A 13,060-nucleotide genomic window follows, 5' to 3' on the forward strand; every position below is an offset into this window, starting at 1 on the left:
GATCATCGAGGTCCGTCCCGGCACGGGACGACCCGTTGTGTAACGGTCAAACGAACAAAAAGGTGAGGCCTCGTTCCAGGTCTTGCCATACGGGCGCATTCGTCAATACCGTCAGACATCTCACCCGCATCGGACCGTCGGTAAGCGGCTCTAGGGGAGGGCTCAAGGACCGCGACGGCTTCCGGCGCGGGGCGCGGTAGGGGGGTGCCGTGCCCGGTGACCGAACCTGGTGACCGGGTCGTGCCGCGCAGTCGGCTGCCGTCTTTCCGGTGGCCGGCCAGCTTTGCCAGCTCACCCGGGGTGCGCGGAGAGGTCTTCCGCCATGCCGGGTCGCAGGGCCGACGGAGAGGTCTTCCGTCATGCCGTGCGGCCGTGGGTGACGCAACAACCCCCCTTTCGAACCGGACTTACATCCGGGCCGCCCGGGGGTGGGCGGTCCACCGGACGAGAGGGACCAGACTCATGAGTTCCGTTCTGCATCCGGCGACACCGGGCCAGGATCGTCAGGCCCCGTCGACCGCCGGGAAGTACCGGCCCATCTCCTCTCACCTGGCCATCACGCCACCGGTGAGCGTCGTCATCCCGGCGATGAACGAGGCCGAGAACCTTCCGTACGTCTTCAAGACCCTGCCGGACTGGATCCACGAAGTGGTGCTGGTCGACGGCAACTCCACCGACGCCACCGTCGAGGTCGCGCGGGAACTGTGGCCCGGCGTCAAGGTCGTGGGGCAGCAGGGCCGGGGCAAGGGCGACGCCCTCATCACCGGCTTCGAGGCGTGCAGCGGCGACATCATCGTGATGGTCGACGCGGACGGCTCCGCCGACGGCAACGAGATCGTGTCGTACGTCTCCGCCCTCGTCTCGGGCGCGGACTTCGCCAAGGGCTCCCGCTTCGCCAACGGCGGCGGCACCGACGACATGACCTTCGTCCGCCGGCTCGGCAACCGCGTCCTGTGCGCCGTCGTCAACCGCAAGTTCGGCGCCCGCTACACCGACCTGTGCTACGGCTACAACGCCTTCTGGCGGCACTGCCTGGACAAGATCGACCTGGACTGCACCGGCTTCGAGGTCGAGACCCTGATGAACATCCGGGTCGTCAAGGCCGGACTGAGAGTGCAGGAGATCCCGAGCCACGAGTACCTGCGCATCCACGGCGTCAGCAACCTGCGCGCCGTGCGCGACGGGCTGCGGGTGCTGCGGGTGATCATCGGTGAACGGTCCAACCGCCGGGCGCTGCGCCGCGGCGGCCGCCGCGCACGGATGCTCGACGGGGGCCGGGGAGAGGTGTCTTGAGCGCGAACGACGCCCCGGCCGGTCCGCCCGTCCGCGTCTCCGTCGTCGTCTGCGTGTACACCGAGGACCGCTGGGAGGACATCCTCGCGGCGGTCTCCTCGGTGCGCGCACAGAGCCGGCCGGCCCTGGAGACCCTGCTGGTCGTCGACCACAACCCGGTGCTCCTGGACCGGCTGACCCGGGAGTACGAGGAGGTCACCGGGGTGCGGGTGCTGCCCAACGCGGGCCCGCGCGGACTGTCGGCCGGCCGCAACACCGGCATCGCGGCCTCCCGCGGCGAGGTCGTCGCCTTCCTCGACGACGACGCCGTCGCCGAACGCGACTGGCTGAGCCGCTTCGCCGCCGCCTACGACGACCCGCGGGTGATGGCCGTCGGCGGCCGGACCGAGCCGGTGTGGGCATCCGGACGGCGGCCCGACTGGTTCCCCGACGAGTTCGACTGGGTGGTGGGCTGCTCCTACCGGGGCCTGCCGCCCGGCCTGGTCCGGGTCCGCAACGTCCTCGGCGGCAACGCCTCCTTCCGGCGGACCGCGTTCGACCTCGCGGGCGGCTTCGCCACCGGCATCGGCCGCGACGGCGACGAGCGGCCGCTGGGCGGCGAGGAGACCGAGCTGTGCATCCGGATCGGCCGCGCCAGACCCGACGCCGTCCTGCTCGTCGACGACCGCGCGGTCATCCACCACAGGGTGCCCGAGGCGCGCGAGCACTTCGCGTACTTCCGCACCCGCACCTACGCCGAGGGCCTGTCCAAGGCGCTCGTCGCCCGCAGTGTCGGCGTCGGCAAGGGCCTGGAGTCCGAACGCCGGTACGCCACGCGCGTGTTGCCGGCCGGGGTGGCCCGGGGGCTGCGCGACCAGGCGCTGGCCCGCCCCGGAGGGGCCCGGCGCGCGGGCGCGATCGTCGCCGGGGTGCTCACCGCCGCCGCCGGCTACGTGGTGGGCAGCGTACGGGCGCGGCGCAACGGGACGACGTTCTCGCAGGTACGCGTCGACGCGCCCGCCGAGGCGGACCCGGAGGCCGCCGCATGACACAGGCGCGGATCCCGATCCTCATGTACCACGCGGTCGCGTCCGACCCGAACGACGCCACCCGGTCCCTCTCGGTCTCCCCGGCGGCGTTCGCCGGGCAGATGGCGCTGATCGCCGAGCGGGGCCTGACCCCGCTCACCACCGCGGACCTCGCGGCCCGCTGGCGCTCCGGCCGCCCGCTGCCCACCCTGCCCGTCCTGATCACCTTCGACGACGGCTACGAGGGCGTGCACCGCCACGCCCTGCCCGCCCTGGCCGAACACGGCTTCCCGGCCACCCTGTTCGTGTCCACCGGCTGGCTCCGCGGCGCGTACGACACCGGCGGCGGCCCGGACGCCATGCTGGACTGGCGGCAGGTGCGCGAACTGGCCCACGCGGGCGTCGAGATCGGCGGCCACAGCCACAGCCACCCGCAGCTCGACCAGCTCGACGACACCGCACTGCACGCCGAGCTGGCCCGCTGCCGGGACATCGTCGCCGGCGAACTGGGCGCCCTGCCGGTCTCGTTCGCCTACCCGTACGGCTACTCCAGCAGACGGGTGCGCACGGCCGTGCGGGAGCACGGTTTCGCCCAGGCGCTCGCCGTCGGCAACGCGCTGGCCCGGCGCGCGCAGGGGCCGTACGCCCTGCGGCGGGTGACCGTGCGGCGCGGCACCGGCGTCGAGGAGTTCGAGCGGCTCCTCGACGGACGCGCCGTCGCCCGCACCTTCGCCCGGGACCGCGCCCTCACCAAGGGATACGCGGTGGTCCGCGGAGTCCGGCGGATCCACCGCAGGACGGCCGGCGCCCCGGTCTGACGGTCCGAGACGGACGGCGCGGCCGGGGGAGCAGGCCCCGGCCGCGCCGTCCGGCACACCGTGCGTACCGGACGGATCCGACACACCGGCGCGCAGTACGGAAACCGGGTGCACACGGACCGCCGGTGCCGGATCATGGCGGGCATGTCCGCGCACCCACACGACGCCCTGCCGATGCGGCTCAACCTCGACGACTCCGACTCCCCGTCCGACGTCGTCGACGCGCTGTTCCTCGGCCGCTTCGCGACGGGCGAGCAGCCGTACTCCCACGCGGTGAACATCGACCGCGTCCGCCCCGGCGCCGACCTGGTCCCGCCCCGCGCGCGCGTGCTGCGCGTCGCCCGCGACGACGACCGCAGCGCCACGCTCGCCGAGGGCGACGGCTGGACGCTGCTGGTGTCCCGCTGGAACCGCGGCGCGGACGTCACCGTCACCGCGACCAGCGCCGAACTCGCCGCGAAGGTGCTCGACGAGGCGACCGACGGCGCGGCGGACGAGCCCGAGCCCCAGCCGGAGAACGTCACCATGGGCTTCTGGTACGTCTCCCCGCGGCGCGGTCCGCACCGCACCACCCGCCAGATCGCCGCGGGCACCTGGGACGAGATCCGCCCCAACTACACGGCCCCCGTCGCCGAGGCGATGGACCGCCTGATGGGGACGACCCCCGACGACATCGCCGGCCGGCTGCTCCTGCTGCACGGCCCGCCCGGCACCGGCAAGACCTCCGCGCTGCGCACCCTCGCCCGCTCCTGGCGGGACTGGTGCCAGGTCGACTGCGTCCTGGACCCCGAGCGCCTGTTCTCCGACGTCGGCTATCTGATGGACATCGCGATCGGCGAGGAGGACGGCCCCGGCAAGAGCCGCTGGCGGCTGCTCCTGCTGGAGGACTGCGACGAGCTGATCCGCGGCGAGGCCAAGCACACCGCGGGCCAGGCCCTCTCCCGGCTGCTCAACCTCACCGACGGCCTGCTCGGCCAGGGGCGCAACGTCCTGGTCGGGGTGACCACCAACGAGGACCTGGAACGGCTGCATCCGGCGGTCGTGCGGCCGGGCCGCTGCCTGGCCCGCATCGAGGTCGGGTCGCTGACCCGCGGGGAGGCGGTGGACTGGCTCGGCACCGAGGAGGGCGTCGGCCGCGAGGGCGCCACCCTCGCCGAGTTGTACGCACTGCGCCGGGGCACCTCCCCCACGTCGCTGCCGGAGCCCCGCGGCGGGGCCGACGCCGGGCTGTACCTGTAGTGCTTTGATGGATGCGTGACCCTGTTCGTCGGCACGTCGGGCTGGCAGTACCAGGACTGGAAGGGCGTCCTGTACCCGGCCGACGTGCCCGTGCGGCGGTGGCTGGAGGAGTACGCGGCGCACTTCACCACCGTCGAGGTCAACAACGCGTTCTACCGGCTGCCCTCGCGGGAGACCTTCGCGTCCTGGGCCGAACGGGTCCCGCCGGACTTCGTCGTCGCGGTCAAGGCCAGCCGCTACCTCACCCACGTCAAGCGGCTGCGGGACCCCGAGGAGCCCGTGCGGCGCCTGACGACCCACGCGGCCGGACTCGGCGACCGGCTGGGTCCGGTCCTGCTCCAGCTGCCGCCGACCCTGCGCGCCGACCCCGACCTGCTGGACACCTGCCTGGCCCGCTTCCCGTCCGGCACCCGGGTCGCCGTCGAACCCCGCCACGATTCCTGGTGGACTCCCCGGGTCCGCGCGGTCCTGGAGCGCCGGGGCGCGGCCCTGTGCTGGGCCGACGCCCGGTCCCGCCCGGTGACCCCGCTGTGGCGGACCACCGACTGGGGTTACGTCCGCTTCCACCAGGGCCGCGCCCACCCGTGGCCGCACTACGGCCGGCGCGCGCTGGAGACCTGGGTCGACCGCATCGCCACCACCTGGCAGGCCGACACCGACGTGTACGCCTACTTCAACAACGATCCCGGCGGCGCGGCGGTGGAGAACGCGCTGCTGTTCGGGCGACTCGCGGAGCGGGCGGGACTGCGCCCGACGCGGACCCTCGCGGTGACGGCGGGCCGAGCGGCCGGCCCTCCCGGAACGACGCGCGCGAGCACCCTGCCGGCCGGCCGATAAGGGGTCCGCCCCCGGCGCACCTCTCAGCCGCCGGCCGCCCGCAGGGCGTCCCGGACCGCCGCCAGGGCCTCCTGCTCGCCCAGGCCCAGCCGGCGGGCCCGCTCCGCGTAGGTCTGCGCGGCGGCGGCGATCTCCCGCTCCGCCGCCGAGCCCGCGGCGGCGACGAACGTGCCGTTGCGCCCGCGGGTCTCGATCACGCCGTCCGTCTCCAGCGCCCGGTAGGCCTTGGCGACCGTGTTCGCCGCCAGGCCCAGCGACTCGGCCAGGCCCCGCACGGTGGGCAGCCGGTGGCCCACGGGCAGCGCCCCCGACCGGGCCTGCTCGGCGATCTGCGCCCTCACCTGTTCGTACGGCGCGACGCCCTCAACGATGTCGATCTTCAAGGTCACGGCCCGATTGTCCCGCACCCGCCGGAAAATGGGAGGCATCCCGGCAGGCCGGACGCATAGCGTGCGGCGCATGACCGTCATCGTGCGCGATCTGCGCCCCGGGGTGCCGGCGGACGTGGAGGGCTTCGTCCGGGTGCGGCGGGCCGCCCTGCCGTTCATGGTGTCCACCCCGGCTTCCGTGGTCCACGACCTCACCCGCACCCGTCCCGACGCCCGTTTCCGCCTGCTCGTCGCCGAGGCCGACGGCGAGATCGTCGGCACGGCCCAGGCGGGCCTCGCCCACGACAGCCCGGAACCCGGGCGGGGCTTCCTCAACGTGTACGTGCACCCCGCGCACCGGGGCCGCGGGGCGGGGTCGAGGCTGACTCGAGCGGGCGAGGAGCACCTGGCGGCGCACGGGGCGACGCGGTCGTTCGCCTGGGTCCTGGACGAGCCGGACGACCGCGGCTTCGCCGAGCGGCGCGGCTACCGGGCGAGCCGCTCCGCGCACTTCCTCCGCCTGGACCTGGCGAACGGCGCGCTGCCCCCGCTCCAGGCCCCTCCGGCCGGTGTCGAACTGCGCACCGCCGCCGACTTCGCGGACGACCCCCGTCCGTTGTTCGAGCTGGACGCCGAGGTGACCGCGGACGAACCGGGCGACATCGACGCCGGGTTCACCGACTACGAGGCCTGGCTGGAGGAGACCTGGCGGCATCCGCTGCTCGACCTCGGCCTGACCGCGGTCGCCGTCGTCGAGGGCCGTCCCGCCGCTTTCACCGCGGCCCGTACGGACGGCGCGACCCGCTACTCCACGGGCATGACCGGCACGGCCCGCGCCCACCGCGGCCGGGGCCTGGCCAAGCTCGTCAAGAACGCCTCGCTGCACCGTGCCCGCGCCGCGGGACACCGGGAGGCGTTCACCGGCAACGACACCGGCAACGGCCCGATGCTCGCCGTCAACGAGTGGTTCGGCTACGAGATCTGCGCGACAGAGGTGCGCCATGCCCGTGAACTCGACTGACCCCGTCCGGCTCGTGGACGTCGTCCTCGTCAAGGGCGGCCGGACGAAGATCCGTTACCCCGCCGAGCTGCTCTCCGACGACGGCACCAGGATCGCCGTCCGGGCGCCCTGGGCGGGCGAGGGCGTACGGGACTTCGGCTTCGTGCGGTTCGAGCCGGGTGACGTCTTCACGGAGTACTACTGGCGGGACCGCTGGTACTCCGTGAAGGAGGTCCGCGGCGCATCCGGCGCGTTGAAGGGCTGGTACTGCGACGTCACCCGCCCGGCGACCCTCACCGGCACCGAGCTGGTCGTGGAGGATCTCGACCTGGACCTGTGGCGCTCCGCCGGCGGCGACGACGTACGACGGCTGGACGAGGACGAGTTCGCGCAGAGCGGGCTGGCCGAGCGGGACCCGGAGGCGGCGGCCGCCGCGGTGAGGGCGCTCGACGAGCTGGAGGCGCTGGCCCGCGGTGACCGCTTCGGGGAACTGAGTGCCTGTTTCTGAACCCGGCCTCAGCAGGTCAAGGGCCGCCAGACCGAAATGGGAGCTTTACGTATGCGTTCGGGGAACGGTCACGGTGACCATTCCCCGAACGGAAATTGCTGCGGCTGGTCGGCAGAAGTGAAAGAAGCGGCGGACATCGTGGCGTTGGTCCGCACCGCCGCCGCCCCGGAGCCCTTTGAGGAGCCCGGCAGTGTCGGTTGGGCCACGGCGGTGAGCGACGTTCGCCGGCGCTGGCCTACGCGCGGTGGAGTTTCCAGTCGCCGACGTTCTGTGCCCGGTTGTAGTAGGCGTTGGTGCACACGTCGTACTTGCCGCCGGCGGGTCCGTGTCCGTTCGTCTCCAGGAAGCCGCCGTTGTCGCCGTAGGTGTTCCACAAGTGGATCACGTCGCCGGGCCGGACATGCTGGTCACCGGGGCTGGATGCCTGGGCGAAGAGGCGCCAGCGGCCGGTGCCGGGGGCGCGGTCCTTGTCTTTGGACGTCAGGACGTTGAACTTGCCGCCACTGTTCTTCTGGTCGGCGGTCGCGTGCCCGTTGGTGTCGAGGTAGCCGCCGTCACCACCATAGAGGTTCCGCAGGTAGACCAGGTCTCCGCTGACCACGTTGGCACCAACGGCTTTGCCAGCGGCGGAGAGGATCTGCCAGGTTCCGGTGCCCTCTCCACGCGTGGGCGAGTCCGCCGTCGACACCCCGTACTTCGCCCCGCTGTCGCTGCTGTGGCCGTTGGTATCCAGGTAACCACCCGTCCAGCTGTTGTAGCTGTTCTGCAGGTGCACCTGGTCGCCGTACTTCAACTCGTTCGCCATGCTTCTCCCTCTCGGTCGACGGAAAGGCATGCGGACGGCTCCCGCCCCGATGGTCAGGTCATTCCCCCCGCAGCTGTCCAAGTGTCACTGTCCTGCGGCAGCCCTTGCCCTGCCCGGATGCCAAACCACCCGTGAGGGGGGCACTGGAAGCGCGACCGTGGTTCACAACCACCAGCGCACGGAACTCCGGCATCGTCTGTCCCGGGGCGCTCCCGGTCAATCTCGCGGCAGCCGCCTGAAGATCCCTCCGCTGCCGTTCGTCTGCCCGTCCATCGGCGCCCAACCGAACGGCAAACTGAATCGTTACAGCACTTGATGGCTTAATCCTGCGCAAAGAGGATGTGAAACAGCTTCTGACCGGCTAGGAGGGCCCGGTCGCCACCACCGCGTACCGCTCGTCCTCCACCGCCCTCCCCCACAGCCGCGGGTCGTCCGAGAGCCGCTCCACGCGCGCGCGGCCGGTGAGCGGGGCCAGCAGGGCGGTGAGCCGGTCCGCCGGTATGCCGACGGGGCTGACGGTGCCCCACACGCCCTCGACCAGCACGAGCCGGCCTCCGGGGCGCAGCAGGTCGCACCAGCGCCGCAGGGCGTGGCCGGGGTCGGGCAGGGTCCACAGCACGTGCCGTACGAGGACGGTGTCGAAGCGCTCCTCCCCCACCGGGGGCGCCGCCGCGTCACCGACCAGGAACACCGCGTCACGCCCGGCGAGTTTGGCGCGGGCCCGGTCGATCATGGCCGGGGAGAGGTCGACGCCGGTGACGCGGTGTCCGCGCTCGGCGGCCAGGAGCGACAGGCTGCCGGTGCCGCAGCCGAGGTCGAGGAGGTCGCCGGGGCGGTCCGGGAGCCAGCCGCGCAGCCGGTCCGCCCACGCGGCGCGCACTTCGGGGTCGCGCAGCCCGTGGTCCGGTTCCTCGTCGAAGGCGGCGGCCTGCGCGTCCCAGTCGACACGCGCCGAAGTCGTCCCGTCACTCTGGTTTGCCATGGGCTCAAGAGTGACACCCGCCACTGACATTCGAATCGTGACAGCCGCCACTGACAGAACGGGCAGCGATGAGGAACTCTCCCGGAACGGGTCTGCCTCCGTGAGAACGCGGAACTCGGTGGCCCCCGAAGGAGGCAGCCATGCGCCGTACGACCGTGCAGAAGCCCCTGAAGAAGACGGAATCCCGCAGGGTCCGCGAGGAGACCGACGAGCGTCCCGCCGGGCGCCCCGAGGTGCGCAAGGACATCGCGCGCACCTGGTGGCCGGAGGGGTGAGGCGCGCCCGCGGTCCGCGTCAGTCCAGCCGCTTGCGGTAGTGGACGCGGTCGTAGGGCCCGTCGACCCGGCGCTCCACGGCCTGGTAGCCGTACCTGGGGTAGATCCGCTGGTTCTCCCACATGAGCGCGTTCGTGAAGAGCCTGACCTCGTGCAGGCCCAGCGCACGCGCGTGTGCGTCGACGAAGTGCAGCAGCCGCCGCCCCACGCCCGTTCCCCGGGCGCCGGGGTGGACGGCGACGCTCTCGAGGAGCAGGTGGCCCGACGGCCCCTCCCCGGACTCCTCGACCACCACCAGGCCGATGACGGGGTCCCCGGTGACGAACACCTTTCCGGCCGCCACGTCCGCCGCGTGGTCGGCCTCCATGGGTCGCGGCACGACGCCGATGCGCTCGACGTAGGGGCGGTACGCGGCATCGGTCACGGCCGTGACGGCCGGTACGTCGGCCTGTGTCGCGGGCCGGATCTCGTCGCTGGTCATGCCGTGCACGCTACCTACCTGATCCCTGCCTCAGCAGGTCCTTAAGGGGATCCTAAAGATCGCCGACGGAGCTCCCCGCCGGGTGATTTCGGGGTTTCTTGGTTCCGGCACACATCAGCACCGGTTCCGAGGAGATCCCCCATGCCCGCACGCCGCAAGGCCGCCGCCGTCGCCGCCCTGGGCCTGACCCCGCCGGCCCTGACCGCGCTGTCCGTGCTGGTCGCGAGTCCCGCGGCCGCGCACGGCTCGATGGGCGACCCGGTCAGCCGCGTCGCGCAGTGTTACGCGGAGGGCCCCGAGAGTCCGCGGTCGGACGCCTGCAGGGCGGCGGTCGCGGCGGGCGGGACACAGGCGCTGTACGACTGGAACGGCATCCGCATCGGCGACGCCGCCGGCCGGCACCGGGAGCTGATCCCGGACGGCAGGCTGTGCAGCGCGAACAACGCCGCGTTCAAGGGCCTCGACCTGGCCCGCGCGGACTGGCCGGCGACGAGCGTGCGCGGCGGGGCCTCCACCTTCAAGTACCGGGTGACCGCCCCGCACAAGGGCACCTTCACGGTGTACGTCACCAAGCCGGGTTACGACCCGGCGCAGCCGCTGGCCTGGGCCGACCTGGATCTGGAGCATCCGGTGGCGACGGCCACCGACCCGGTCGCGGCAGGCGGTTTCTACACGTTCTCCGGCACGCTGCCCGAGCGTTCGGGGCGGCATGTGCTGTACGCGGTGTGGCAGCGCTCGGACAGCCCGGAGGCGTTCTACTCCTGCTCGGACGTCACCTTCGGCGGGGCGGAGAGCGGTTCCGGGAGCGGCTCGCAGGGCGGTTCCGCCGGCGCCGCCCCGGCGGGTTCCGCGAGTGGTTCCACCGGCGGCTCGACCGGCGGCTCCGCCCCGGCGCCGGCCGCGTCCGCACCGTCCGAGGAGCAGATCGAGGAGGGGGCCGACAAGTCGACGGTCGAGCACGGCGGTCACGGCGACGACGACCCCGCCACCACGACGGACCCGACGTCGGTGTCCCCCGCCCCCGAGGCGAACGAGCCGAAGGCGGCCGGGACCGGCGGCGGTCTCGCCGAGACCGGCGGCGACGGCAGCACGCCGTACCTCGCGGTCGGCGGGGCGGCCGTCCTGGCACTGGGGGCGGGCGTGCTGTTCGCGTCGGTGCGGCGGCGTGCGGTGGGCGGTGGCCGGAGCGGCCGCTGACCCGACGGACTCCGGGGCCTGACCGGCGGCTCAGGCCGGACAGGCCCCGGCGGAACCACCTCCGTCAGCCGAGGACGGACGCGCAGGTGGTGGGGGCGGCGTGGGCCGGGTCGAGCGCGTTGGCCACCTCGTGGAAGGCGATCCGGTCGGTCAGTCCGAGCAGCGCGTGCTCGGACAGGTCGAGCGGGCAGAGGTCCTGGACGAGGACGTTCCTGACGTTCGGCCCGCTCAGGAACTGCGTCCGGTGCGGCGTCACCACCTCGTCGTACCGGGTCGCGATGACGGTGTAGCGGACGCCGGGGACGGTGTCGCCGCCCTCGTTCAGCTTCGTCATGAAGTCGGAGCCGACGATCTGCTGGGCGAGGGCCGGGGTGGCGGCGGTGAGGAGGTCCTCGGCGCCGGGGAAGAAGGGCAGCAGGTTGGTCAGCCCGGCGAGGGTGGTGCCGTGGCTGCTGGGGGCGATGCCGACGAGGGCGTTCACCTTGGCGGCTCCGCCGAGGAACTTGAGGTAGTAGCGGGGCATCATGCCGCCCTGCGAGTGGCCGACCAGGTCGGTCTCGGTGGCGCCGGTCGCGGCGAGGACCCTGTCGACGTAGGCGGACAGCTGTTCCGCCGACCTGTCGACGGGGCCGAGGCCGTGGAGGAGGGGGACGCCGGGCAACTGGCCGTAGTCGAGGGAGAAGACGCAGTACCCGCGGTGCTTCAGGTACGGCGCGAGGCCGAGCCAGTTGTCGACGGAGTTGCCGAAGGTGCCGTGGACGAGGACGACGGGGCGGGGGTGGGCGGCGGAGGGCTCGCAGTCGTAGTCGTTCCAGCCTCCTCGGCTCAAGGCGGTGGCGGCGTGGGCGGTGGCCGCGGCCGTGGCGGCGGGGACGGCGGTGGCCGCGATCGCCAGCAGCAGGGCGGTGAGCGGTCTGAGCAGGCGTTTCCAGGGCAGCATCGCGTGATCTCCTCGCGGCTCAAGGGAGGTTCGACGGCCTTACGCCTGGTGATCCGGATCACAAGGATGCTGTTCACCCGTCAAGTTACGGGCGAGTAGGTGAAGTGTGAAGTTACGCGTCGGTAAAACTTCCGGCGGCGCCCGACGGCGGCGGAGGCGCCTGACGCCGGGTCACCAGGTGGGCCTGAGCGGGCCGCAGGGGGCGATTCGCGCCAAACGGTCGCACAGCACGCGCACCTCACCCTCCCCGAGGACCTCGGTCCAGGCCCGTACGGCGTCGGCGGCGGCCTCCTCCGCGGCGCGGGTGCAGTCCCGGCCCCGTTCGGTGAGGACGACCAGCCGGGCGCGCGCGTCCACGGGATGCGGCCGCCGCTCGGCGTACCCCTTGCGGACCAGCTCGTCGACGAGCTGACTGGCGGCCTGCTTGGTCACCCCGAGGTGCGCGGCCAGCTCGGTGACGGTCGCCCCGTCCGGAGCGAGCCGCGCGAAGGCGAAGCCGTAGGCGGGCCGCCCCTCGAAACCGCGCGCCTCCACGCCGTCGTCGATGCGCCGCGTGAGATCGCCGGCCGCGGCGAGCAGGGCGGCGGCCAGGGCGAGGGCTTCGGATTTCTGCACGCCCGCATTCAAACACCCTTGACGTTCCGGTCAAGCGGCTTGACTATGAACACAGCCCATTTAGTCAAGCAGCTTGACCATATTTCGAGGAGACACCCATGCCGTTCGTCCGTTCCTCCGACGCCGTGACGCACGAGATCCACGGCGCCCGCTTCGTCTCGTACGCGACTCCCGGCACCGGCAGCAAGGAGCTGGCCGCCTGGCGGGGCGAGATCCCGCCGGGGACGAAGGCTCCCGCGCACACCGTCAGCCGGGAGGAGATCCTCCACGTCCTCGTCGGCGAGCTGACCCTCACGCTCGACGGCCGCACCGAGCGGGTGGGTGCGGGCGACACCGTGATCGTCAACGCCGGGTCGACCCTGAGCGTGGAGAACCCCACCGATCACACCGCGCTCACCTGGGTCACCACCTCCGTCGGCCTGACGGCGGAACTGGCCGACGGAACCCTGCTCACTCCCCCGTGGGCGAACTGACCCCGGCGGCGAACGCCTCGGAGCGGACCAGCTCCAGCAGGCGGCCCACCCAGTTGCGGCCCGCGTCGTCATGGGCGGTCCTCCGGTACGGCGACTCGTCGTACCCGCTGCAGCTGATCCGCGCGTCCCCGGTGCCGAGCAGGATCACGGCCGGTTCCGGGCGCTGCTTGCCCACGGCAGCGGACACGACACCGCGGCCTGGACGGACGTGGCGTCCCGTCC

Annotated in this window: 17 protein-coding genes; 10 read left to right on the forward strand and 7 right to left on the reverse strand. The window is 72.8% G+C overall.

What is annotated here, in order from left to right; genetic code table 11:
- Positions 1–462 precede the first annotated feature (462 nt).
- The 5 genes from AB0N31_RS17230 to AB0N31_RS17250 all read left to right on the forward strand — a co-directional run bounded on the left by AB0N31_RS17230 (position 463) and on the right by AB0N31_RS17250 (position 5,194).
- On the forward strand, positions 463–1,293 hold the full coding sequence (locus AB0N31_RS17230; RefSeq protein ID WP_366059201.1) for a glycosyltransferase family 2 protein: 831 nt from the start codon (positions 463–465) through the stop codon (positions 1,291–1,293).
- Positions 1,290–2,321 (forward strand): glycosyltransferase family 2 protein, encoded by a 1,032-nt coding sequence (locus tag AB0N31_RS17235; RefSeq protein WP_366059202.1) that lies wholly within the window; start codon positions 1,290–1,292, stop codon positions 2,319–2,321. Before AB0N31_RS17230 ends, AB0N31_RS17235 begins: the two co-directional genes overlap by 4 nt.
- Complete coding sequence (locus AB0N31_RS17240; RefSeq protein ID WP_366059203.1) at positions 2,318–3,118, forward strand: polysaccharide deacetylase family protein; 801 nt, start codon at positions 2,318–2,320, stop codon at positions 3,116–3,118. Before AB0N31_RS17235 ends, AB0N31_RS17240 begins: the two co-directional genes overlap by 4 nt.
- A 144-nt stretch (positions 3,119–3,262) precedes the next feature.
- The gene (locus AB0N31_RS17245) at positions 3,263–4,357 is read left to right on the forward strand and encodes a DUF5925 domain-containing protein (protein ID WP_366059204.1); all 1,095 of its coding nucleotides are present in this window, start codon (positions 3,263–3,265) and stop codon (positions 4,355–4,357) included.
- A gap of 15 nt (positions 4,358–4,372) precedes the next feature.
- A complete protein-coding gene (locus AB0N31_RS17250) occupies positions 4,373–5,194 on the forward strand; it encodes a DUF72 domain-containing protein (protein WP_366059205.1) in 822 nt (273 codons plus the stop codon).
- Positions 5,195–5,217: 23 nt separating this feature from the next.
- On the opposite strand, the gene AB0N31_RS17255 is transcribed toward AB0N31_RS17250, so the two are convergent.
- A complete protein-coding gene (locus AB0N31_RS17255; protein ID WP_366059206.1) occupies positions 5,218–5,583 on the reverse strand; it encodes a GntR family transcriptional regulator in 366 nt (121 codons plus the stop codon).
- Positions 5,584–5,653: 70 nt separating this feature from the next.
- On the opposite strand from AB0N31_RS17255, the gene AB0N31_RS17260 reads away from it, so the two are divergent.
- Complete coding sequence (locus AB0N31_RS17260) at positions 5,654–6,583, forward strand: GNAT family N-acetyltransferase (protein WP_366059207.1); 930 nt, start codon at positions 5,654–5,656, stop codon at positions 6,581–6,583.
- A complete protein-coding gene (locus tag AB0N31_RS17265; RefSeq protein WP_366059208.1) occupies positions 6,564–7,070 on the forward strand; it encodes a DUF402 domain-containing protein in 507 nt (168 codons plus the stop codon). The genes AB0N31_RS17260 and AB0N31_RS17265 overlap by 20 nt, the downstream gene beginning before the upstream one ends.
- A 235-nt stretch (positions 7,071–7,305) precedes the next feature.
- On the opposite strand, the gene AB0N31_RS17270 is transcribed toward AB0N31_RS17265, so the two are convergent.
- Positions 7,306–7,875 carry a hypothetical protein gene (locus AB0N31_RS17270; protein ID WP_366059209.1) on the reverse strand — a complete coding sequence of 190 codons (570 nt, stop codon included), beginning with the start codon at positions 7,873–7,875 and terminating at the stop codon, positions 7,306–7,308.
- Positions 7,876–8,236: 361 nt separating this feature from the next.
- Entirely contained in the window at positions 8,237–8,857 is a 621-nt protein-coding gene (locus tag AB0N31_RS17275) for a class I SAM-dependent methyltransferase (RefSeq protein WP_366059210.1), read from the reverse strand.
- Between the two features lie 140 nt (positions 8,858–8,997).
- Between AB0N31_RS17275 and AB0N31_RS17280 the strand changes: the two genes are divergently transcribed.
- The gene (locus AB0N31_RS17280; RefSeq protein WP_094103320.1) at positions 8,998–9,132 is read left to right on the forward strand and encodes a hypothetical protein; all 135 of its coding nucleotides are present in this window, start codon (positions 8,998–9,000) and stop codon (positions 9,130–9,132) included.
- Between the two features lie 19 nt (positions 9,133–9,151).
- On the opposite strand, the gene AB0N31_RS17285 is transcribed toward AB0N31_RS17280, so the two are convergent.
- A complete protein-coding gene (locus tag AB0N31_RS17285) occupies positions 9,152–9,613 on the reverse strand; it encodes a GNAT family N-acetyltransferase (protein WP_366059211.1) in 462 nt (153 codons plus the stop codon).
- Positions 9,614–9,754: 141 nt separating this feature from the next.
- Here AB0N31_RS17285 and AB0N31_RS17290 point away from each other — a divergent pair, with 141 nt between their 5' ends.
- The gene (locus AB0N31_RS17290; RefSeq protein ID WP_366059212.1) at positions 9,755–10,810 is read left to right on the forward strand and encodes a lytic polysaccharide monooxygenase; all 1,056 of its coding nucleotides are present in this window, start codon (positions 9,755–9,757) and stop codon (positions 10,808–10,810) included.
- A gap of 64 nt (positions 10,811–10,874) precedes the next feature.
- On the opposite strand, the gene AB0N31_RS17295 is transcribed toward AB0N31_RS17290, so the two are convergent.
- Positions 10,875–11,750 (reverse strand): alpha/beta fold hydrolase, encoded by an 876-nt coding sequence (locus AB0N31_RS17295; protein ID WP_366059213.1) that lies wholly within the window; start codon positions 11,748–11,750, stop codon positions 10,875–10,877.
- Positions 11,751–11,921: 171 nt separating this feature from the next.
- Entirely contained in the window at positions 11,922–12,365 is a 444-nt protein-coding gene (locus AB0N31_RS17300; RefSeq protein WP_366059214.1) for a MarR family winged helix-turn-helix transcriptional regulator, read from the reverse strand.
- 98 nt (positions 12,366–12,463) lie between these two features.
- On the opposite strand from AB0N31_RS17300, the gene AB0N31_RS17305 reads away from it, so the two are divergent.
- On the forward strand, positions 12,464–12,838 hold the full coding sequence (locus AB0N31_RS17305; RefSeq protein ID WP_366059215.1) for a cupin domain-containing protein: 375 nt from the start codon (positions 12,464–12,466) through the stop codon (positions 12,836–12,838).
- Here AB0N31_RS17305 and AB0N31_RS17310 read toward each other — a convergent pair.
- Positions 12,816–13,025: a hypothetical protein gene (locus tag AB0N31_RS17310; RefSeq protein WP_366059216.1), complete on the reverse strand. Its 210-nt coding sequence runs from the start codon at positions 13,023–13,025 to the stop codon at positions 12,816–12,818. The two genes, AB0N31_RS17305 and AB0N31_RS17310, sit on opposite strands and share 23 nt — an antisense overlap.
- Positions 13,026–13,060: the final 35 nt, after the last annotated feature.

It is taken from the genome of Streptomyces sp. NPDC051051, assembly GCF_040682975.1.
Lineage (GTDB): Bacteria > Actinomycetota > Actinomycetes > Streptomycetales > Streptomycetaceae > Streptomyces.